The organism is Leptolyngbya sp. 'hensonii' (genome assembly GCF_001939115.1).
Lineage (GTDB): Bacteria > Cyanobacteriota > Cyanobacteriia.
Map to the genome: position 1 here is coordinate 326,144 of NZ_MQTZ01000042.1, position 21,105 is coordinate 347,248.

At 53.0% G+C, this 21,105-nt stretch carries 14 protein-coding genes and 1 pseudogene; 8 read left to right on the forward strand and 7 right to left on the reverse strand.

All coding sequences use genetic code 11. From position 1 onward, the window contains the following. Nucleotides 1-13: 13 nt before the first annotated feature. Nucleotides 14-745 carry a response regulator transcription factor gene (locus BST81_RS15595; protein WP_075599422.1) on the reverse strand — a complete coding sequence of 244 codons (732 nt, stop codon included), beginning with the start codon at nucleotides 743-745 and terminating at the stop codon, nucleotides 14-16. Nucleotides 746-1,316: 571 nt separating this feature from the next. Here BST81_RS15595 and BST81_RS15600 point away from each other — a divergent pair. Together BST81_RS15600 and BST81_RS15605 are read left to right on the forward strand one after the other, a co-directional pair. After that, nucleotides 1,317-2,594 (forward strand): ATP-binding protein, encoded by a 1,278-nt coding sequence (locus BST81_RS15600; protein WP_253188317.1) that lies wholly within the window; start codon nucleotides 1,317-1,319, stop codon nucleotides 2,592-2,594. Nucleotides 2,595-2,610: 16 nt separating this feature from the next. Continuing rightward, nucleotides 2,611-3,795 (forward strand): HAMP domain-containing sensor histidine kinase, encoded by a 1,185-nt coding sequence (locus BST81_RS15605; RefSeq protein ID WP_075599423.1) that lies wholly within the window; start codon nucleotides 2,611-2,613, stop codon nucleotides 3,793-3,795. A 44-nt stretch (nucleotides 3,796-3,839) separates the two neighbouring features. Here the strand turns inward: BST81_RS15605 and BST81_RS15610 are convergent, their stop codons facing one another. Next, on the reverse strand, nucleotides 3,840-4,229 hold the full coding sequence (locus tag BST81_RS15610) for a response regulator (protein WP_075599424.1): 390 nt from the start codon (nucleotides 4,227-4,229) through the stop codon (nucleotides 3,840-3,842). Between the two features lie 83 nt (nucleotides 4,230-4,312). Then, nucleotides 4,313-6,424: an ATP-binding protein gene (locus tag BST81_RS15615; protein WP_075599425.1), complete on the reverse strand. Its 2,112-nt coding sequence runs from the start codon at nucleotides 6,422-6,424 to the stop codon at nucleotides 4,313-4,315. A 329-nt stretch (nucleotides 6,425-6,753) separates the two neighbouring features. Here BST81_RS15615 and BST81_RS15620 point away from each other — a divergent pair, with 329 nt between their 5' ends. Together BST81_RS15620 and BST81_RS15625 are read left to right on the forward strand one after the other, a co-directional pair. Then, a complete protein-coding gene (locus BST81_RS15620) occupies nucleotides 6,754-7,590 on the forward strand; it encodes a FecR domain-containing protein (protein WP_075599426.1) in 837 nt (278 codons plus the stop codon). Beyond that, nucleotides 7,571-9,511, forward strand: coding sequence for a CHASE2 domain-containing protein (locus BST81_RS15625; RefSeq protein ID WP_075599427.1), 1,941 nt, complete (start codon nucleotides 7,571-7,573; stop codon nucleotides 9,509-9,511). The genes BST81_RS15620 and BST81_RS15625 overlap by 20 nt, the downstream gene beginning before the upstream one ends. A gap of 15 nt (nucleotides 9,512-9,526) precedes the next feature. Here the strand turns inward: BST81_RS15625 and BST81_RS15630 are convergent, their stop codons facing one another. Together BST81_RS15630 and BST81_RS15635 are read right to left on the reverse strand one after the other, a co-directional pair. Continuing rightward, nucleotides 9,527-14,443, reverse strand: coding sequence for a translocation/assembly module TamB domain-containing protein (locus BST81_RS15630; RefSeq protein WP_075599428.1), 4,917 nt, complete (start codon nucleotides 14,441-14,443; stop codon nucleotides 9,527-9,529). Nucleotides 14,444-14,526: 83 nt separating this feature from the next. After that, the gene (locus BST81_RS15635; protein WP_075599429.1) at nucleotides 14,527-15,405 is read right to left on the reverse strand and encodes a hypothetical protein; all 879 of its coding nucleotides are present in this window, start codon (nucleotides 15,403-15,405) and stop codon (nucleotides 14,527-14,529) included. Nucleotides 15,406-15,667: 262 nt separating this feature from the next. On the opposite strand from BST81_RS15635, the gene BST81_RS15640 reads away from it, so the two are divergent. Continuing rightward, nucleotides 15,668-16,045, forward strand: a complete 378-nt coding sequence (locus BST81_RS15640; RefSeq protein WP_075599430.1) for a DUF3110 domain-containing protein — start codon at nucleotides 15,668-15,670, stop codon at nucleotides 16,043-16,045. A 25-nt stretch (nucleotides 16,046-16,070) separates the two neighbouring features. Beyond that, on the forward strand, nucleotides 16,071-16,988 hold the full coding sequence (gene murQ / locus BST81_RS15645) for an N-acetylmuramic acid 6-phosphate etherase (RefSeq protein ID WP_075599431.1): 918 nt from the start codon (nucleotides 16,071-16,073) through the stop codon (nucleotides 16,986-16,988). Here murQ and aat read toward each other — a convergent pair. Next, on the reverse strand, nucleotides 16,985-17,560 hold the full coding sequence (gene aat / locus BST81_RS15650; RefSeq protein WP_075599432.1) for a leucyl/phenylalanyl-tRNA--protein transferase: 576 nt from the start codon (nucleotides 17,558-17,560) through the stop codon (nucleotides 16,985-16,987). The genes murQ and aat overlap by 4 nt on opposite strands. 12 nt (nucleotides 17,561-17,572) lie before the next feature. On the opposite strand from aat, the gene BST81_RS15655 reads away from it, so the two are divergent. Together BST81_RS15655 and BST81_RS15660 are read left to right on the forward strand one after the other, a co-directional pair. Continuing rightward, nucleotides 17,573-17,902 (forward strand): hypothetical protein, encoded by a 330-nt coding sequence (locus BST81_RS15655; protein ID WP_075599433.1) that lies wholly within the window; start codon nucleotides 17,573-17,575, stop codon nucleotides 17,900-17,902. Between the two features lie 505 nt (nucleotides 17,903-18,407). Continuing rightward, the gene (locus BST81_RS15660) at nucleotides 18,408-20,846 is read left to right on the forward strand and encodes a DUF3536 domain-containing protein (protein ID WP_363080183.1); all 2,439 of its coding nucleotides are present in this window, start codon (nucleotides 18,408-18,410) and stop codon (nucleotides 20,844-20,846) included. Nucleotides 20,847-20,999: 153 nt separating this feature from the next. Here BST81_RS15660 and BST81_RS28885 read toward each other — a convergent pair. Continuing rightward, nucleotides 21,000-21,105 (reverse strand): annotated as a pseudogene (locus tag BST81_RS28885) (IS630 family transposase); the annotation flags it as partial.

The following is a 21,105-nucleotide window of genomic DNA, read 5'->3' on the forward strand; positions in this document are numbered from 1 at the left end:
GTTTCCCTCTGATTCAGGAAACCAGACCAGCCCGGAGTGCCCGGACCGCCGCCTGGGTGCGATCGTCCGCACAGAGTTTACTCAGAATATTCCGCACATGGGTCTTCACTGTTCCCAGGGTGATATAAAGTTTTTCGGCGATCGCAGCATTACTGTGACCGGCCACAATCAATTCCAGGATCTCCAATTCTCGCTCTGTCAGGGGATAAGCTTCCAGGGTTTGTTCATATTCCGGGTCAATGGCTGCGATCGCCACTGTTTTGGCAGTCCCTGCCAGATCAGAACTATGTTGCCGTACCTGATACAGCACGACACTGGCGATCGCAGGATCGACCCAGGAGTTACCCTCGTGGGTCGATTGGATCGCGTCTGATAGGCGATCAATGCTGATATCTTTCATGCAGTAGGAATCTGCGCCTGCTGCAAAAGCTGCCAGGACAGCATCCTCTGAATCATGCATGGTCAGCACTAGAATCTTCGTTGCTGGGGGTTCACCAGAGCTGCCAATATCAGCCTCTGACTGATATTGTCTGAACTTTCGGGTCAGTTCAATGCCATCCATGTCAGGCAGGCCGATATCCACGATCGCAACATCAGGTTGGGCTGTTTGTAAGAGCTTCAGTCCCTGAAATCCATTTGCGGCTTCACCAATGACCTTAATCCCTTCTCGCTGTTGCAACGCTGTTCGTAAACCAATCCGAGCCAGGTCGTGATCTTCAATCAAAACGATGCGAATATCGCTCATAGCGTTTTTAAGGTGAGACAGCCAATCTAGAAGCATTATGCAAGACCCTGATCCAGATCGCGTCTATCAATAGAAGGGTAGGGTGGCTCTATCCAACGAATGATAAAAAGAGGTTGAACCTGGGCAAAATCCTTCCTTGCGCAGGATAGGTCTGATGTCTATATATTCTCATTTCTCCGGTCAAAAGATAAGCAGTTGCAAAACTAAGATGAATCTGATGGATGAGGGGGCGATACCTGAACCATTTTTAACAGTTGAGGGCTCAAATCCTCTGCCTGACGGTTGAGTGCAGGTAAAACGGGAAGGACTACAATCTTGGTGGATATTACGGGCCACTGGCTAACCATCCTATACAGCCATAGAGTCGGTACTGCTGCTGTGCCACACCCCTAACTTGTAGTTAATCTCAGAATTATCATCAACGCCGGGTTGAAGTGCATTCCTTAAAGGGGTCGGGATATCTGGTCCGCCGCTTTGATCTGTTTGAATGTGGCTGAACTGAGCCCAGCTCTGGAGCAGGATGGATGCTGTTTGAAATGCCTGATCAATAAGTCTTTATTCACTAAGCGGTATGATGAACGGGAGCCTGAACATTCTGATTGTTGACGACAATGCGGCCGATCGTAGGGCGTTGCATCACGGGTTTATCCAGGCAGAAATCCAGGTAACAGTGTATGAGGCAGAAGATTTTGAAACCGCGATCGTGCTGTTGCAGCAATATCCCTTCGATGGCATCTTCCTCAGCGATCGGTTTCCGGAACATGACGGGTTAGCTCTGGTCAACAATATTCGGCATTGGGGCTGCCAGGTGCCTCTGGTCATCCTGATGACGGAGGATAAGGCCCAGATGGGGGCCAAGGGGATGGGAGTAGAGGCTGTAGAGTTTCTGCCCAGGTCGGGAATTTCCCCTCAAAGGCTGGCTCAGACCCTGCGGAGTGCGATTCGGATCTATCAGGCAGAACATCAGGCTGATCTGGCGACTCAGCAATTGCGGGAAAGTAATGAGTTGCTCAGGCGCAAGGATCAGGAACTGGAGGAACAACGACAACAAATCTTCCTGCAACATCTAAAACTCCTGGAAGTGTCCTGGCTTAAATCTCAGTTCCTGGCTACCCTTTCCCATGAAATTCGGACGCCCCTCCATGCCATGATTGGTTTTTCTCAGGTGTTGTTGCGTCCGGGCAAAGAGACCTTGTCTCCCCAACAGCGCAGTATGCTCGGGCGCATTTTGAGTAACGGGAAGCAATTGCTGGAAATGCTCAACAATATTCTGGACTTCTCCAAAATGGAGGCCGGTTGGTTGGAGATCAAACCCCAACCTTTTAACGTGATCCAGGTCGTCCACAGGACTATCTCTGGGTTGCGATCGCTGGCGGTGCGGAAAAATCTGGATCTGCGACTCAAGATTCAAGTGCAAAATCCCCAGATTACCAATGACCCCAATCGACTGCGTCAGGTGCTGGAAAATCTCCTTTCCAATGCCATCAAGTTCACCGATGCTGGTTGGGTCTCGATTGAAATTGCAGAGTTTGCACCTGAGTGGATTGCCATTACCATCCGGGATACGGGGATTGGCATTGCCCCTTCCCATCTCCAGCAAATCTTTGAGCCATTCCGGCAGGCTGATCAGACCATCACCCGTCGGTATGCCGGGGCTGGTTTAGGGTTGGCTGTGAGTGATGCGTTGACTCAAATGATGCAGGGCAGGATTACAGTGGAAAGTGAGTTAGGTCAGGGCTCAGCTTTTCGCATAGAGTTACCCCGCCAGATTGTCCCCCTGGCGGATGGAGGCTCTGCAACCCGAGCACCCTTAAGTGTGCGTTCCAATCCTGAATACGGTTCATCATGAGAGTAAAGGGGTGAATATGAGTGAAGCTACGGCTAGAAGCAGTTTTATCCCCTCAACAGTCCCTTCGATCGATCGGGTTCTGGCCGTAGATGACACAGAAGATAATCTGGTTTTGCTGGAAACGATTCTGGCTGATGAGGGCTACGAAATTTCCCTGGCCAGGGATGGGTTAACAGCGCTGGCTTTGGTAGAACCGTTGACCCCAGATCTGATTCTGTTGGATGTGATGATGCCCGAAATGGATGGGTATGAAGTCACCCGCCGCATTCGCAAGAACCTCAAGTTGCCGTACATTCCCATTTTGCTGATTACGGCCCATGACCAGTCCAGTGTGGTCTATGGGTTGGATGCTGGTGCCGACGATTTTATCCGCAAACCTTTTGATACGGATGAGTTGCTGGCCCGGGTCCGATCGCTGCTGCGGCTGAAACACAGCATCGATGAACGGGAAGCCATGGTTCGTCAACGGGAAGACTTTGTATCCCGCTTGACCCATGATCTTCGAACTCCCCTGGTGGCTGCCGATCGGATGCTGACCCTGGTGCAACAGGAGATCTTTGGCCCTGTTTCAGCCGAGATGCGGGAAACCCTGGCTGTTTTGATGCGTAGTAACCAGAATTTATTGCAAATCGTCAATACCCTGTTGGAGGTCTACCGTTACGAATCCGGGTATAAAGCGCTGACCTTCTCTCCCTGCAATTTGTGGGAACTGATCCAGGAAGTGATCCAGGAACTGAGCCCGCTGGCGCAGGAGAAGGGGTTGACCCTGGGTGTGACGCTGCAATCGGGAACGGAGACTCCAAAGGGAAACAATAAAGGCCAGGAGCAAAACAATATCGTTACGGGCGATCGACTAGAATTACGACGGGTTTTGACGAATCTCATTGGTAATGCCATCAAGTTTACCGATCGGGGCCAGATCCAGGTCCGTCTGATGGCTCCAATCCGTCAGGCGGCTTCAACCAGCCAGCCCATGGTGACGCTGGAGATTGCGGATACAGGCGCTGGTATTCCCAAAGAGGATCAGGAGATTTTGTTCGAGCGGTTTCGTCAGGGCAAGGATCGGCGATCGGGCAGTGGTCTGGGGCTGTATCTCTCACGGCGAATTGTAGAGGCCCATCAGGGCACAATCAGTGTTACCTCCGAACTGGGGCAGGGAAGCACCTTTAAGGTCTGCCTGCCAGTAGGTCCACTCGGATAAGTCCAGCCAGGAGAGGATATCTTTGCCAGTCCAATGGGACACGATTAATCCCATCCCAGGGCTATTTTGATCTGCTCCACCAGGGTCATCGGATCAAACGGCTTGGCAATGAAGAATTGCATGCCTAATTCGTGAAACCGCTGTCGATCGCTGGCCTGGACCTTGGCGGTCAGCAAAATCACCGGGATGGCGCAGGTTCGTGGATTGGCCTGTAAATGTTTGAACACAACAGTGCCATCCATATCAGGCAGCATGACATCTAGCAAAATGGCGTCGGGTTGTTCCCTCTCAGCCATCTTTAACCCCTCCTGACTCGAAGCAGCAGCAAGTACGTCCATCTGTCCCAGAGTTCGCAAGCAAGCCTCAGTCACTTCACGAATGTCATCTTCGTCATCAATAATCAGAATCCGTTTTCGGATTGAGGAGATGCTCATTTCATATCAATTGGCATTGTGATTGCAACATAGACTTCGTAGCTGGAGGCGTTACAGGCAACTCACAGCCCAAAGAATGGGCATTATCGGGTTAGAACTGTTGGTAAGGCCAAGAAAAAGGTACTGCCTTCTCCCAGGGTACTCTTTACCCACAGACTGCCAAGGTGCTGCTGCACGATCGTACGGCAAATCGCTAGCCCCAACCCGGTTCCTCCTCTCTGGCGAGAATCAGAGGCATCAACCTGTTGAAACCGGCCAAAGATGCTTTCCAACTTATCTGCAGGGATACCCCGACCCTGATCTTGTACGGTGAAGAGAACCGACTCCGACAAGAAAGGGGACATCGTGCGATCGGTCTGAGCATGGTACGGCTCCACCTTCACCCAGATAGTACTGCCAGGGGGCGAAAATTTGATCGCGTTACTCAGTAAGTTGGTCAGTACCTGAATGATGCGATCGGGATCAGCCCAGAAAGTCAGAGGTTGAGAGGTGGCTGAGAGGGTCACTTCAGCCTTATCGGCCATGGCTTGCATCAGTTCTATAGATTGGGTAATCAGCTCAGCAGCATTGCAATTCTGCCGAACCAGATCCATCTGGCCTGATTCCAGGCGTTCTAGATCCAGAAAATCATTGATCAGGCGCACCAGTCGATCGGTATTACTGACGGCAATTTCCAGCATACGCTGGCCCATGGGCGGCAATTGCCCTATGGCGCTGGTCAGCAACAACCCCAGGGAGCCTCGAATGGAGGTCAGGGGAGTCCGCAGTTCGTGACTGACAACGGAAATGAACTCATTCTTCATGCGCTCGATCGCCTGCTGTTCACTGATATCTCTGGCGATGAGAGAAATGCCCATCATGCGACCTAGGGAATCTTTGAGGGGAGAAATAGTGAGAAAAACATCGATCATCCGACCTATTTTTGTCTGATGCATCGATCGGCAACCATCGAACTGTTCCAGCAGTTGCTGTTCATCCAACGGAAATGGAGTCGGTTGGGCATCGGCAGGGTAAAGCAGGTGATACAGATTCTGCCCTTCGGCTTCAGCGGCAGTATAGCCGTACATCCGCTCAGCTCCAGGATTCCAGCTCAGGATCTGGCCCTCGATCGTGGTGCTGAGGATGGCATCATTGGAGGATTCGACAATTGCAGCCAATTGATGCAGGGATTCCTCAACTTGCCGACGTTGAATAAATTGCCCGATCTGGCTGCCAATGGCAGTCATAACTCCCAAGCGACCCCGATCAGCCGGCTGGGTCTGTTGACTGAAAAAGATGAGAATACCCAAGACCTTACTGCCTGCTCGCACGGGCACCCCACAGGCGGCATGTAAGCCATCCTGAACTGCTGCCTGAGCCTGTAAGAAATCTGGAGCGGTGGCGACATCATCAATCCAGATGGATTGTGGACTTTCCCACACCTGTCCTGGTAGCCCTATTCCCCGATGTAAGTGAGTGGCGGTTGTGGCGGCCCGGTAATTCGGAAATGTGTTCTCAGACCCATGCCAATCACAGACCCAATCCAGGCGATCGGCATCCTGGTTGATTAACCACAGTTCCCCTAAACTCCAGTTCAGCCACTGACAAATCGTTTCTAGGATGCGGGAGGTCGCTTCATTTAGGGTTGCTGATTCTGCCAGCACCAGCGTGACTCCATGCTGAACCCCCATCAGCTTCCCGGCCTCAATCCGCTCTGCCATTTCGCTCTGCAGCCGAGCATTGGTTGCTGTGAGCTCTGCCGTTCGCTGTTGCACCTGGATTTCCAATTCTTCATAGGCTTGCAGCAAGGCGGCTTCAGCCTGTCGTTTCTCTCGTCGAATCTGCGCTTCTCGTAATTCTCGCTCGATCGCTGGAGCCAGGCGAGCCAGATGCCCTTTCAAGAGATAGTCATGGGCCCCCGCCTTCATCATGGCAATGGCGGTTTCTTCTCCGACCACCCCTGAAACGATGATGAAGGGCAAATCCAACCCTTGAGATTTCATCAACTGCAGAGCAGCTCCTGCACTAAAGTCGGGGAGGGAATAATCTGAAATAATCAGATCCCAGGATTGCTTCTCCAGTGCTACACTCATGGCTGCTGCTGTTTCAACCCGCTCCGCTGTCACAGCGTAACCAGCCCGTCGCAACTCGTGCAACAGAAGTATCATGTCATCCTCTACATCTTCGACAACCAGAACATGTAGTGGCGTAACCATATGTTTAGCCTCATCAGAAAGATGGCCAGTACAGATATCTGGAGTAGTTTGCAAAAGAATTCACTTGTGAGCTACTCATTTAAGCTGGAACCCTGGGATTTGAGGAGGAGCCAAGCAGTCCTACTCTTGACGGTTGGCTTCTGACTTCCCTGCTGATATCGCTGCCTTGCATGAAATTAAGCGAATAGCACTGTTTTGGCCTCAACGTTAAAGTTACAACGAGAAAGAGAAAATCCTGTGAACAAAGTCTACAATTTGTTTCTATCAAGATGGTTTGACAGTAGGAAATTGCTGTAAGTTTTGAATGGACAGTCCAGGTTATTCCCGTCGTGCATCTAAGAGCTTTCACAATTGCTACCCTCCTTATCTTACTGGGGCTATCCCAAAGTGCCACGGTTAATCCCCTGCCCGTTCGGGTCGATCGCTGGTTAGCGGTACAACAGCTTTCTGGGGCTGTGGCCTACTATCGGAAGGGGAAGAAAGCTCAAACAGCTCGAATTGGCGATCGCCTAGAGCTGGTAGGAGATGGAATTAAAACTGCTCAGAGTTCTGGTGCCATGTTGCAGGTGGATACTAACATTGGCCAGGTTCTGGTGTTAGAGAATACGGCCCTAACACTCACGAAAGTGGGGCGAGCCCCTGATAACGGTCGGATTACGTACTTACAGGTAGACCAGGGACAGGTCCGGCTGAAATTGCGTCGCTTTACCCATCGGGGCTCCAAGCTAGAAATCCAGACTCCCGCTGGAATCAGTGGGGTGCGGGGAACAGAGTTTGGTCTGATTGTTCAACCTCAGGGTAAGACCAGCATTGCAACCCTGACGGGAAGTGTCCTCACCACAGCGCGGGGCCAGTCTATTCCCGTCAATGCGGGTTCTCAGAACTTCACGATTCCTGGAGAACCCCCGACTCCTTCTGTACCTTTGCGAGAGGACACCTCTCTGAGAAGTCGATTTCTCTTCATGATTGAAGGGGGAGTCCGGAAAGTTCGCCTGGTCGGTCAGGTTGATCCGGTAAATGCAGTCATTGTGGCTGGAGTGCCCACGGCAACCGATCGCAACGGTCAGTTCAGCGCCGTGTTTTTGGTTCCGTCCAAACTTCGCATTGACGTTATTGTGATCACTCCCTTAGGGAAACGGCAGGTTCATGAACTTAGCATTCCGTGAACTGAAGTGGCAGTTATTGCCGGGTGTATTGGCTGCGTTGGCGATCGCCATCCTGCTCTACCTGCAGATGTTTCAACCTCTGGAGCAAGCTGCTTATGGAACCCTGTTTCGTCTGCGGGGAGCCCTACCCTGGGATCAACGGGTGGTGGTGGTGGCGATCGATGATGCCAGTGTCAAGCAACTGGGGCGTTTTCCCTGGCCTCGACAGCGTTATGTCGAATTGATGAGCCTGTTAACCCGTCATCAGGCCAGTATCGTGGCCTTTGATTTGCTTTGGTCTGAAAATAGTCCTGACGATGGGGAATTGGCCCAGTCCCTGAATCATCATGGTGGGGTGGTTCTGGCTCAAGCCTGGGATAACACCGGTCTGCCCCTGTTGCCGGTTCCAGAGCTACATAATGCGGCCATTTCAACGGGGCACATTATGGAACGGGAAGATGCTGACGGCCAAACCCGGCAAGTGGCGTTGCAGATTCAGGATGCACCAGCATTGGGAATTGCTGTTCTGGAGGCCTATGGCTTGGTTCGAGAGCCGATCTCCTTACCTCCGGTAGAGCGGTTTCTCTGGATCAACTGGCCCGGTCCCATCCGTCAGTTGCAGCAGTACTCTTTCAAAGATGTCCTCCAGAATCGCATTCCACCCGAGCGCTTGCGCCACAAAATTGTCCTGGTTGGGGTAACGGCCCTTGGCTTTGATACCCTCCTGACCCCCTTTGATCAGCAACCCCTGGCCAGCGGGGTGCATCTTCAGGCAGCGGTGTTGACCAATCTGTTGCATGGCAATGGGTTGCATCCTGTGTCACCCAGGTGGCTGGGCTTGGTGTTGCTGCTGGGGGGACCTGGCTTAAGCGTGCTTCTGACCCGTTGGCCGCTCAAGCAGCAGTTGTTCATTAGCGTGGGCCTCCTGGTTGGTTGGGGCCTATTGAGCTTAGGGTTATTTCGCTTCAACTTCTGGATTCCAGTTGCGTCTCCGATGGCCCTGATTCTGGTTACATCCGGTTCCGTGTTTTTGCATGAACGCATTCGAGTGAACCGATTGTTGCATCGGCAGGTCCGTCAACTCTGGCAGGCCTACCTGCAGAAAGGAACATTCCAAATTATTACGCCAGATGCCACGATCGTGGCCCGCAATCAACCGGCAGCTCTCCAGCCTGCAACCCAACTGGCACTTCTGGCAGAACAGTTTGGCTACCTCAGCCAGCAATTAGCGGAGCGCACCCAGCAACTGGAAATTGTGAATAAGGAACTGGAAGCGTTCAGCTATGCCGTTTCCCACGATCTTCGGGCTCCCTTGCGACGGATTGATGGGTTTAGCCAGATTTTGTTAGAGGAATATGCTGAGCAACTGGATGGGACAGGCCAGGATTATTTGCAACGCATCCAGGCTTCTAGTGGTCGGATGGGAGAACTGATTGAGGATCTTTTAACGTTATCTCGCATCACCCGGAGTCAGCTTCATCGCACAACCTTTAACCTGAGTACCCTGGCCCAGGGAATTGCAACGGAATTACAGCAAACCCAGCCTGATCGATCGGGTGAATTTATCATTGCCCCTAACCTGCTGGTGAATGGGGATGTCAGACTCCTGAAAGTGGCCCTGGAGAATTTGCTCTCTAATGCCTGGAAGTACACCAGTAAATGTGACCAGGCCCGGATTGAATTAGGATTGTTACCCAGTGAACTCGGTGAAAAAACAAAAACTCCGATTTATTTTGTCCGTGACAATGGCGCAGGTTTTAATATGAGCTACGCTGATAAGCTGTTTGTGGCATTCCAACGTCTGCATACAACAGAAGAGTTTCCTGGGACTGGGGTGGGCTTAACCACAGCTCAGCGAATTATTCACCGTCATGGGGGAAAAATTTGGGCGGAAGGGGTGGTTGACCAAGGCGCAACGTTTTACTTTACCCTGCAGGTGTAGAGCCTGAGATGCCTGCTAGAAGCGGGTTTCGTATTCTACAACCCCCCTATTGTCTCCCGAAAAATCGGTCGAGCCCCGGACCCGCAACTGATCGTTCAGTTGATAGCGCAATCCGAACTGTGTCGGTTGGTCTACTGTTAGGATCCGCAACACAGAGAGGGAGAGATTGCTGGTAATATCGATGCCAATTTCTGCCGCCAGACCCAAAGCAGAAGCATCGGATGGGGTCCGGGAATCCTTTGAAGTAATCACTGTGGGAAACAGACGGAACTCGCTGAACCCGATCGCATTGCCGATGACATTCTGGATCTGGGTCAGCAGGGCGGAACCTGCCAGGTTAGCCAGGGCCAGGGTGCTATCTCCCCGACCCAGGGTATTCACGAAACTGCCACCCAGCAGGGCAATGATTTCCGTTTGAGTCCGGGCGGGGCTGCTGGTGAGTTCCAGATTGTCAAAAATACGACGGGCAGAGCCCTGAACCCTGGCCTGAATCCGCACAGTTTGCAAGGCTCCCAGACTGGTTGCTGGAACGTCCTCGGTTTCATTCGACGCGAAAATGGAGGTGGAAGAGCGAACCCGTTGACGCACAACTTCTGGCACGGAGGTAATCAGGCGAACATCCAGGGTCGGATTAAGGCCGTCCTTGGGGGTAAAGGTAGCAGTATGCTCATAACCACCAGCCAGATTAAAGGTGGTGGTAAAAATGTTCACCTGACCCGCCACCAAGCGAATTTTTCCTTTGGGACTGAGATCGTCTAAGGGGCCATTCAAGATCAACTCTCCGGTAGCCAGGAACCGCAGAATGGGTTGCTGCGTAATCAGTACGTTGTCTCCCAGAACCAAAGTCAGGTTATTGAATTCAGGGGGAGAGGTTAATTCAGACTCATCTCCAAGGTCAATATCCTGAATTTCATCTCGTTGGACGGCTGTTTCATCAGGCAGAAGCACTTGGCCCCGGGTGAGTCGGATCGTTCCTCCCACCTGGGGATTCAGCAGGGCTCCCGTAATTTCCACATTGCCATCTACCTCGCCCCGATATAATCCCTTCAGGTTCAGATCCAGGTTATTCATCGTCACCATCAGTGCCTCAGCCTGGGCCGAGTCACTGGAGCGGAAGCGGGCAGAAATGGGCAAAATCCCCTGGGCCACCACCTGGCCATCACTGAACAGGGCCTGAATTCCCTTGTCTTCCAGGACGATGCGATCGCGGTCAAATCGAATCGTCCCATTCACTTTAGTTAGGGGTTCCGGTAGAGCCTGGACCTTGAACGTGGCATTTTCAACTCGGGCTGTTCCCGTAGCCAGAGGTTGGTCCAGGGTTCCCCGCACCTGCAGATTTAACTCGCCCGTACCATTCACCCAGGCAACCTGATTGTTCAGGAGGTTAAGGAGTGCCAGCCCTTCATTCTTGACATTGATATCCAGGCTGATTTCCTCTGTTTCGGGGGCAACCAGGGTGAACGGGAGATCGATCGGTAGGCTGCCTGTCACTTGAATTGGCTCTGGCCCCTGCACAATTACGGTTGTGCCAAAACTCAGTCGGTCTTCATTAAAATTGAAGCCGGTACGAGCACTCTGGACCGGTGTCCCATTCAGGGTGCCCTCATCCAGATTCAGTTCTCCAACCACCTGAGGATTCAGCAGATTTCCAGCCAGGGTTGCGTTGCCATTGATCTTACCGGTGATGTTCAGAGGAACGGCGACAAAATCCTGCAGGGCCTCAACGGGTAAATTTTCTACCCGCAGTTGGCCTGCCTGCCGCTCCAGCCCCACCTGCCCTGTAAAGGCCAGCACCGTTTCCCCAGCCTGGAAGCGTAAGGGCAACAAGGTCAACCCCTGTTGATTGAAACTGCCCTTAAGAACAGCCTTCTCGGCAAAGTAGCGATAGTCCGATCGCAACTTTTCCCCTTCGGAATAGTAGCGTTTTCCCCAGCCCCAGTTTTGCCCCTGAATGTCAAAGTTCGCTTCAATCCCTGTCCGGCGAGACCCACTGAATTCAACTTCCCCGCTGTAGGTGCCTGTGACATCAGACAGCTTTGGCAGCAATTGGGCATTGCGCTGGGCTAATTGTTGCTGGAACAGGGTTTGAATTTCAGAAACTCGTTTCAACTGGGTCAGCAGCGGATCATCGGTCTTGCCGACCGGTACAGGCTGCACCTCTGCTGCCCGATTGTAAGTCGGTGCCTGGGCTCCGCGCAAAAGATCTGAAATCTCAAACCATTGCAGGGATTCAAACAGGTCTTGCAAGTTGCCCTGAGCTACTTTGAACTTACCTTTGAACTGAGGGTCTGCGCCCAGAGTCAAGCTCCCATCCAGGGCATAACGACTTTCACCGCGCTGCAATTCTCCCCCAATCAGGGTGGCCACTCCATCGGCATACCGAATCTGCCCCTGAAATTTGTCCCCACTCAGAGCATTGAAGGTTGGCTTCAGGATGGTCACTGTGCCTAACGCGGTCTGTCGAGCCAGATCCACATTAAAGGTGCCCGACACTTCCCGAGCACTGATATTTCCCAAGGCCAGGTTGGTTATGGTTGCCTGCCCTTTAGCGGTGCGCTGGGCCAGATTGACATCAAAAGTTCCTGTGACCTCACCTTTGGCGGGTCCCAGCCCAGGTGGAGTGGGTGGATTGACCAGGGCGATCGGAAAATTCTCGATCTTAACCCGTAAAATATCTCCCTGGGCTTGACCCGCCGCGATCGCCCGGTCCCGTTTCAGATAAAAAGACTGGGGCTGGAAGTTACGGTCCACATTGAGGGCGATGCGATCGTTCTTCCCGGCTAACTGTAGATCTGCACCAGCAGTCCCGGAGTATTTCACCGTCCCCCGTAAAACAGGGTCAAAGGCCACCTGATTGACAACCAGGTTATTCAGCCGCAGGGTGCCCACGACGGAGGGATTATTGAGAGTTCCTGTGACTTTACCATTGAAACTGCCCCGTCCAGAAAAGCTAAAGTTATCAGGCAGGGGGGTGTTGGGTAAGGCTGCGGCCAGTTCCCGCAAATCGTAATCTGTTGCCCGGACATTGAGGTTGAGGGCGGTAACTGTTGGAGCCCCGGCTCCCTGCAGTCTGGCGTAGATAATTCCATCGGCGCTGAAGTCAGGGGCCGTCGCCCGGTCCAGAAAGAGCTTCTGACCATCCCAGCGGAAGGCTGCCACCAAGGGGCCACGCAGGGGGGCGATCCCTTCTGAGAGGCGAACTTGGCCTGTAGCCCTTACCTTAGCTGCACTGAATTGGGCCAGGTCTCCGGTCAGATTCACCCGACCACTGGCCAGCCCCCGCTGACCCTTCGCCAATTGCTGGAGCTGGATCTGAGAGGCTTCCACGATCGCCCGGAAGCGCCCTTCTGCAATCACACCCTCAGCCCTTACTGTGCCTCCAGCTACCCGCAAGACCGTGTTGCGGAGGAGAATCTGACTTCCCGCCATGATGAGTTCCCCACTGCCGGGATAGGCCGCCTGAGGGGCTCGCCAGCGGGCATAGATCTGGGGACGGGTGGCCAGACCGGAAACAGTCACAATGGCTGAAACTGCGCCGATTTTAACCCCAGGGGCCACACCCAGATCACGGGCTACCGCATCTCCCGGAATCTCATCGGCTTGCAGGTTGAATGCGATCGCTCCAGAGGCCAGATTCACCTGCCCTTTCCCCTGGATCTCCCCACCACTCGCAGGCAGCGCCCGTAACGATCGGACATACAGCACAGGCTGATTCAACTCAAATCGGGTCTGGATCTGCTTAAACTCGACGCCATTTATCCGGGCCGGTTGGGTACTTTGAGCGACGCCAGCGACTCGGGGCGCGTCAAGGGGACCCCCGATGCGCAAATCTGCCCGAATTTCACCCATCACGGGCACAGGCAGCTTAACAGTAAAAGCATCCAGGAGAACAGCAATGCGGGTAGGCTGGACCCGTACCATCAGATCAAAGCCGGTTTTCAGGTTGAGGCCACCTTCCACCTGTAGGGGAATCTGGGCATAGGTGGTACGGACGTTCTTGAACTGAATCTGCTGCCCCTGAAACTGGAGTTGGCCAAAGGTCCCCGTCAGGGGCCGAGGCAGCCCGGGAGCAGTCAAGGTCAAAGCCTTGAAATCTACGGTGCCAAATAGGCTGGGCTCGTTTCCGCGATCGACTTTGATTTCCAAATCAGCATCCAGACGACCTGCCCGCAGATCAATGGGCAGGGGTAACAGTCGGCTCACATCTGCTGCAGACAAATTCCGCCCCCGGATCTGAGCGCGAGTTTCGATCGCCCCCGGTGTCACAACAGCCTGAATATCTGCGTTCCCACCCTTCACCATCTGGGCTGTGAGGTTCAGGCGAACTTCCTGCCCCCCCCCCTGATACGCAATAGCGACTTCACCATTGACCTGGGACAGTTGAATCACAGGTCTTTGCTTACCCGCTTCAGGATTGGGAGCTAGGGCCACCTTGGAATTCTGAAGTTTGACAGATTCGACTCTGACGGTGACCAGCCCCGGTTCTTCTTCCTCTTCCGTCACCAGTTCTGGGAGCCAGCTTCCGTCCTTCCGCTGTTGCAGGTAAATATCTGCTCCGATAACTCGCAGTTGGAGATAAACAGCCTGCTCAGTCAGAAACCGCAGCAGGTTGTAATCCACTTCAATCGCAGCAATATTTAGCCGTTCGGGTTCTTGGGGGGTGGCGGGAATCACAGAAGGGCCAAACCGCAACCCACTTAGGGAAACTCTTTCTACCCGCCCCAACTTAACCGGTCGATCCAGCTCTTCACTCAGACTGGCCTCAACCAGCGGGGCCAGTTCTTCCCGGGCAAAATGGTTCACCCAAAAGACAGTACCAACCATTCCTGCCACAGTCAGGGATGACAGGGTAATGCTGACGCCGCTCAGCACCTTCCATAACCATTGCCTGTCGGGACGACGGCGATTGCCCGAATTGGAGGAGTTGGCCATCAGGTTGGGACAGGTAAAAGCCTAAAGTGCCAACCTATTGTTTAGCATACTTCCGGGGGTCTTCGGTACCGGCTATGGACCGGTTAACTTGCTTTGGGCTTGGCAGCCTGCAAATTAGTTTTAGGCGTTTGCAGCCGGGTTGGATTGGCCTGAGGTTTAGCGGTAGTCTGAGCTGTCTGTATTTTAGTGACGGTGGACTGACCTGTCTTGGGCTTCCCGGAACTCAGCGAAGGTTCCGTACTGGGGGATTTCGCCGAGGGCTGCCCTGGGGTGGCTTGTGACCCACTGCCCTTAGGTTGACCGGCAGGGGCTTGTAACTTGGTCACCCCAGATGGCTGCCCTTTGACGGGCTTGGGCTGGATCCGGGTTGCACCGGATTGAATTTGAGTTCTGGTGGACCCAATTTGAGTAGCTTCCGGCTCAACCTGGGTTCCTGTTAGTGGGTAGACCACAGTATTTCCAACATATTGCTTGGTATAGGATTTTGCTTCCCAGGCCCAGTCAATCTCAGAATCTGGCACACCGAGCATCTGTTTGGCGATCGCGTCTGTGATCACAACAGCATAGCGATTGGCATCTGCAGTCCCCGAACCGACCCAGATGAAATCTGCGCTCCAGAGGGGGGTGATTTTCCTGGTTCCATTCGAGCCAGGGATACGAGATATCTTGACCACGCTAAAGCGATGGGTTGCCATTGGATTGGCCTTCTCAATCGTTTTTTCACCTGGCACCTTCTGTAAGTGGTCACAGGTAATCAAGATGTCATAGCTACCATTTTTGGGAATGCTGCGCCAGGTGCGAACTGCTCTGGAGGTGTCTCGCTCCACCAGCAACAGTCGGGTCAGGCTGCTGGATTGCTCCAGCAAAATCTTCTGGGGTTGATACTTACTCTTCTTGGGGCTTAACAACTGCTGTAGCCACTGAATAATCTGTTTGAAAATGCTGTTTGATGTGGCTGGCATGGGGAACCTCTGCAGATGTAGTTTAAGTTGCAAGTGTGACAGGCTGGAATAGACTGGTGGTTGTCTACAGTAATACCTTAGGAAGAGAAGGTGAAAAAAGCGGGAAAGTTCTGAAATCCACGTTGTTAAGAACAATTCAGAATGCCCGTAGTACCTAGGTTTTCCCACCGCCGTCCTCTGTAAATTCCCTGTCGTACCCGCGATGAAATTGAGGGAAGCAATTCCCCTAAGATAGGAAGACAGCTTACCTCTGCAAGAACCCATGCGCGTGTTTGTCCTCTTATTCAATGCCCGAACCGAAAATGAGGGAATTCACACTTTCCGGATTAATCATCCTCAACGAGGCCAGCGGGAGTTGGTCCTAATGTTTGAGTCGGAAGACGATGCCACCCGTTTTAGCCTGATGCTGGAAGCTCAGGATTTTCCGCCCCCTACGGTAGAAGCCGTTGATGACTCAGAAATTATTGAGTTTTGCGAGAGTGCCGACTACGACTATGAACTGATTCCGGACGGAGACCTGATCTTGCCCGTGAAGCAGAACCTGGAGCAGACCGACTGGCAACCGGAAGCCCCGAAAGATTCTTCCTTCTCCACGTCGGAACTGGAACAGATCCGACGACGACTGGAAGGGCTATTGTAAAAACCCCAAATTTAAACTTTTGAAGATGACAGAGATTTTAGAACAGCGGGGGCACCTGCTGACGGAACAGGTTAACCCCAACAGCCAGAGCTTGGATCAGATGACTACTCTGGAACTGGTAGATGTCTTTAACCAGGAAGATACTCGAACGATCACAGCCATTGCTGCGGCCCGTCAGGAATTAGCCCAGGCAATTGACTGTATTGCCATAGCCCTGCAACGGGGGGGACGGCTATTTTATATCGGTGCGGGTACCAGTGGTCGCTTGGGGGTTCTGGATGCAGCAGAATGTCCGCCTACTTTCTGCACCCCTCCGGATCTGGTTCAGGGCATCATTGCTGGCGGGGCTGCAGCCCTGATTCGCAGTTCGGAAGACCTGGAAGATCGGGCAGAGGATGGTGCGACTGCGATCGCTCACCACCGGATAAACGCCCAGGATGTGGTGCTGGGAATCACGGCAGGGGGCACAACCCCATTTGTCCACGGTGCATTACAGGCTGCTCGCCAGCGGGGCGCAACGACGATTTTTATGGCCTGTGTTCCTCAGGAGCAGGTCAGGGCAACGGTTGATGTGGATATTCGTCTCCTGGTTGGACCAGAAGTTCTAGCGGGGTCTACCCGCCTCAAAGCTGGAACCGTGACCAAATTGGCGCTGAATATCCTCTCGACTGGAGCGATGGTTAAGCTGGGTAAAGTTTATGGCAATCGGATGGTGGATGTCTCAGTAACCAACCGCAAATTACACGATCGGGCTCTGCGAATTCTGCAAGATCTGACGGATATCAGCCGCGAAGAAGCAGGCTATCTGCTAGAGCGGAGCGGACGGCGGGTGAAGTTGGCCCTACTGATGCATTGGACCGGTCTGGACCCAGAATCCGGGGAACAACTTCTGGCCAGCCATCAGGGGAATTTACGATCGGCGGTTGACAGCTATAAACCTTAAAGAAAGGTGCAGGGCTGTTGTATAGCCTTCTCCAGCAGGGCCAGGTACTGGATGTCGCTGACATAGTAGGCTCCAAAGCGGGCTAGATGGGGATTCATCATCTGGGCATCGAACAGCACAAACTGCCGTGATCGTAACCATTCCACCAGCCTGACCAGGGCCACTTTGGACCCTTCCGGAATCTGGTAAAACATGGATTCCCCGATGAATGCTCCCCCCACTACAATCCCCAGAATTCCTCCTGCTAGTTGATTTCCTTGCCAGGTTTCAAAGCTATAGGCCCAACCAGCCTGGTGAAGGGCTCCGTAAATATCCTGTAATTCTGGTGAAATCCAGGTGGTTTCCCGATTGGCACACCCAGAGACCACGGCTTCAAAATCCCGATTGATGGCTACCGTAAATCGCTCTTGATTCAGTGCCCGGCGTAGGGAAGTCGGGTAGCGGAATCGATCATCCAGAGGGATGAGGGTCCGCTTGTTACTGGTGTACCAGTCCAATTCACCGGCATCATCTGCCATCAGGAAGTAACCATTGGCGTATGCTTGGATGATAGTAGGGATATCAAACTGCATGGATTGGCATCAATGACGGAACCGATTCCACCCCTGACCTTACCTCCTGCCAGAAACCCTCAGCAGGAGGGGGAATGGCTTTACGAAGCATTGCAACAGTGGCTCGATCAGGAATTCATTCCAGAACCTGTGAACCGGCAAATTGCCCGACAGGCCACGCAGGTCTTCGTGCGGCAGCGGATGGAAGGAGAAAATGACCTGGGCTCTCTCGTAATCGCTATTTTGACAGAGATGCAGTCCTTTGATTTCTCAAAAAGCTTCTTCAGTGAATTTGCGGTCGCCAATGCGGTCAGCGATTTACTGTTGGAGAGTCTGGGTATCGATCGATGCTGTGGCCAGTAATTTAAAGAATCGTTACTCTTCGCTAAAACGATCGTAAAGGATTACGGCAACCTTGGGACCACCCCTTAAAGTAAGAGGAAGTGCCAACCTTGATCAGTATAGGCATTTCTAGCCAGATCCCATGCTGAAATAGAAAGTCCCCCTTAACAAGCTCAGCCACCTAATTTTTAAGGTTTCGAAATATCGTTGCGTCATCGCCTCGTTCCAGGGTGGGGATAGGCCTGATGGATTGACAGCTTCCCGTAGGGGCAGGGTGATAAGTTCTATTTGGCTCCTGGTAAGAAACGGATCAACCTGTCCTTGAGCAGGTTTGTCAGACCACCAACCAAAATTCAGTCCTGTTGATCTGGGAAGAATTTAAGTTTGATTTCAAAGATTCAATAGTCATTGATCTGTAGAATTTTCGGATTATCACAACGCTGATACTCCGACAAGCTAATTCAGGCGTTGCATACGCTGCCGCCATGTTTCTGCTAACGGCCCTATTACTTTGGATATCTTTCCCATGACCTCTCTTGATGCCACGTTCTCAGGTGCTGCTTTCCCTGGTATTGATGGTCCATCCCATCCCCTCACTGACCTGGGATCAGCCATGCTGCCAACTATGCTCGGGGATCAATCTGTAACTGAGCCCCCTTCGACGGCAACGGGTGTATATGTAACGGTTCATGGGCACTTCTATCAACCTCCCCGAGAGAATCCTTACCTGGATGCGATCGAACGCCAGCCCAGTGCCAGCCCTTTCCATGACTGGAATGAGCGCATCCATTACGAGTGCTATCGCCCCAATGCCTTTGCCAGAGTCCTGAACGATCGAGGAGAAGTTATTGGGATCGTCAACAACTATGAGTTTCTCAGCTTTAACATCGGGCCGACCCTGATGACCTGGTTAGAGCGGCATGATGTAGAAGTCTACCAGCGCATTCTGGAGGCAGATCGCCGCAGTTGTGCTCGCCTGAACGGTCATGGCAATGCGATCGCCCAGGTTTACAACCACATCATCATGCCCCTGGCGAACGATCGGGACAAATACACCCAGATTCGCTGGGGTAAAGAAGACTTTCGCTCTCGTTTTGGACGCGATCCGGAGGGCATGTGGCTGGCAGAAACTGCTGTAGATCATGCCACCCTGGAAGTTCTGGTTGCAGAGGGAATCAAGTTCATTATCCTGGCTCCTTCCCAGGCGCTACGCTGTCGTCCCCTGGTTGAACCAGACCGGCCTCAGCCGGAATGGCAGGCTGTTGGGGGAGGACAGATTGATCCCACCAGACCCTATCGGTGCTACCTGAACCGTTCTGATCTCCGTCACTCTATCGACATTTTCTTTTATGACGGCCCGATTTCCCGGGATATGGGCTTCAGTGATGTGCTGTTTAATTCCCATCACTTTGTAGGGCGGGTGGGGCAGGCTGTGCGTGGGGATCATCGACCAGCCCAGTTGATCTCCGTGGCAACAGATGGGGAAACCTTTGGCCACCATAAGGGGGGAACGGAGAAGACCCTGGCTTATGCCTTTGTCTCTGAGTTTCGCCGGTGGGGCTGGACGGTCACTAACTTTGCCCATTACCTCAGTCTCCATCCACCTACCTGGGAGGTGGAGCTGAAGGCGGTCACGGCCTGGAGCTGCAGCCATGGCGTTAATCGCTGGCAGGATGACTGCGGCTGTGGCGGGGAAGGCGGGGTCTGGCACCAGAAGTGGCGGCGTCCGCTGCGGGATTCCCTGGACTGGCTACGGGATCAACTGGCCCAGATCTATCAGACTGCTGGCCAGAAACTTTTCCGAGACCCCTGGCAGGCCAGAGATGGATACATTCAGGTGATTCGCGATCGCTCAACCGCTAATGTCGATCACTTTCTGGCCCAGCACCAGACTCACCTTCTCACCGATGAAGAAAAGGTGGATGCCTTGCGATTACTGGAGATGCAACGGCATGCCCTGCTGATGTACACCAGTTGTGGCTGGTTCTTTGAAGAGATTTCCCGCCCCGAAGGGGTACAGATTTTGCGCTATGCTGCACGGGCACTGGAGTTGGCTGGTGATGTCACTGGGATTCAGGTGGAGCAGACTCTGATCCAAAACTTAAGCCAGGCTCCCAGTAACATTGAACAGTTCAAGCATGGTGGGAATATCTACCGTCACCTGGTATCTTCTGCCCAGATTCCCCTGGAACAGGTATCAGCTCACTATGCTATCAGCTCCCTTTTTACGTCCTATTCCCAGGAACAGCGCGTCTACTGTTACACGATTCGGCAAACGGACTACCAACTGCAGCGTCTGGGATCGCTGACCCTGGCTGTGGGGCAACTGGAACTGATCTCAGAAATTACCCGGGAGCAGGCCCATCTCGTTTTCGCCGTCCTACATTTGGGAGGGTGGGATTTCCATTGTTGTATCCAACCCTTTTCCGGGCGTCGCGATTACAGCCAGATGAAGGAACATCTGTTTGCTTCTCTGCAGCAAGCGAGTGCTGCCCATGCCATTCTGGCGATGAATGAGCACTTTACAGGTAAGTCTTACAGTTTGCAGGATCTGTTTGCCGAGGAACGGCATCGGATTATGCGCCTTCTGAGCCAGGAAACCCTGATGCGCCTGGACCAGCTTTACACCCAGGTCTATCGAGATAACTATGGGGTGCTGATGGCCTTTCATCGGGATGAGTTAAATGTCCCGCAGGAGTTGCAGGTTGCGGCCCAAGTCGCGATCAGCCATCGAGCCCTCACCGCTCTCCGGGCATTGGAACAGGAAATGGTGGAAGGAAATGGCGCTGCGCCCCTGCAGTTGAATCACCTCACTGAACTGGAGGCGATCGCCACAGAAGCCAATCATTTGTGCTGCCAACTTAATATTCCGGAAGCTCGGCAAACCCTAGAGCGACTGATTTTGCAAACCCTGCGTCAGGTGCTGCACGATCGGGATCTGGCGTTTCTGGCTGGAGATAAGTAGTCAGGAGGAATTAAATATAAAACGTTCCAGGGAGTAATTGCCCCTACTACTACGAGCTTGCATTCCCTCGATGATCGCATCGGCTAAATCAACTTCATGCTCAAACATCCGCCCAGCAATTTCATGGGTTTTGAGTTGATGCCACTGCTCCTCGATCCGATTCATCTCAGAACAGTAGGGTGGCAACCAGAAGAGGAACAATCCTTGGGCTTGCCACTTGAGCCATTGTTGCTGAGCCAGACGACTGGTATGGGCAGAG

Coding starts and splice junctions, on each gene's coding strand:
- BST81_RS15615 (WP_075599425.1), bottom strand. CDS start 6,424: ATGGTTACGCCACTACATGTTCTGGTTGTCGAAGATGTAGAGGATGAC.
- BST81_RS15600 (WP_253188317.1), top strand. CDS start 1,317: ATGATGAACGGGAGCCTGAACATTCTGATTGTTGACGACAATGCGGCC.
- BST81_RS15655 (WP_075599433.1), top strand. CDS start 17,573: ATGACGGAACCGATTCCACCCCTGACCTTACCTCCTGCCAGAAACCCT.
- BST81_RS15610 (WP_075599424.1), bottom strand. CDS start 4,229: ATGAGCATCTCCTCAATCCGAAAACGGATTCTGATTATTGATGACGAA.
- BST81_RS15595 (WP_075599422.1), bottom strand. CDS start 745: ATGAGCGATATTCGCATCGTTTTGATTGAAGATCACGACCTGGCTCGG.
- murQ (WP_075599431.1), top strand. CDS start 16,071: ATGACAGAGATTTTAGAACAGCGGGGGCACCTGCTGACGGAACAGGTT.
- BST81_RS15640 (WP_075599430.1), top strand. CDS start 15,668: ATGCGCGTGTTTGTCCTCTTATTCAATGCCCGAACCGAAAATGAGGGA.
- BST81_RS15605 (WP_075599423.1), top strand. CDS start 2,611: ATGAGTGAAGCTACGGCTAGAAGCAGTTTTATCCCCTCAACAGTCCCT.
- BST81_RS15630 (WP_075599428.1), bottom strand. CDS start 14,443: ATGGCCAACTCCTCCAATTCGGGCAATCGCCGTCGTCCCGACAGGCAA.
- BST81_RS15660 (WP_363080183.1), top strand. CDS start 18,408: ATGACCTCTCTTGATGCCACGTTCTCAGGTGCTGCTTTCCCTGGTATT.
- BST81_RS15625 (WP_075599427.1), top strand. CDS start 7,571: ATGAACTTAGCATTCCGTGAACTGAAGTGGCAGTTATTGCCGGGTGTA.
- aat (WP_075599432.1), bottom strand. CDS start 17,560: ATGCAGTTTGATATCCCTACTATCATCCAAGCATACGCCAATGGTTAC.
- BST81_RS15635 (WP_075599429.1), bottom strand. CDS start 15,405: ATGCCAGCCACATCAAACAGCATTTTCAAACAGATTATTCAGTGGCTA.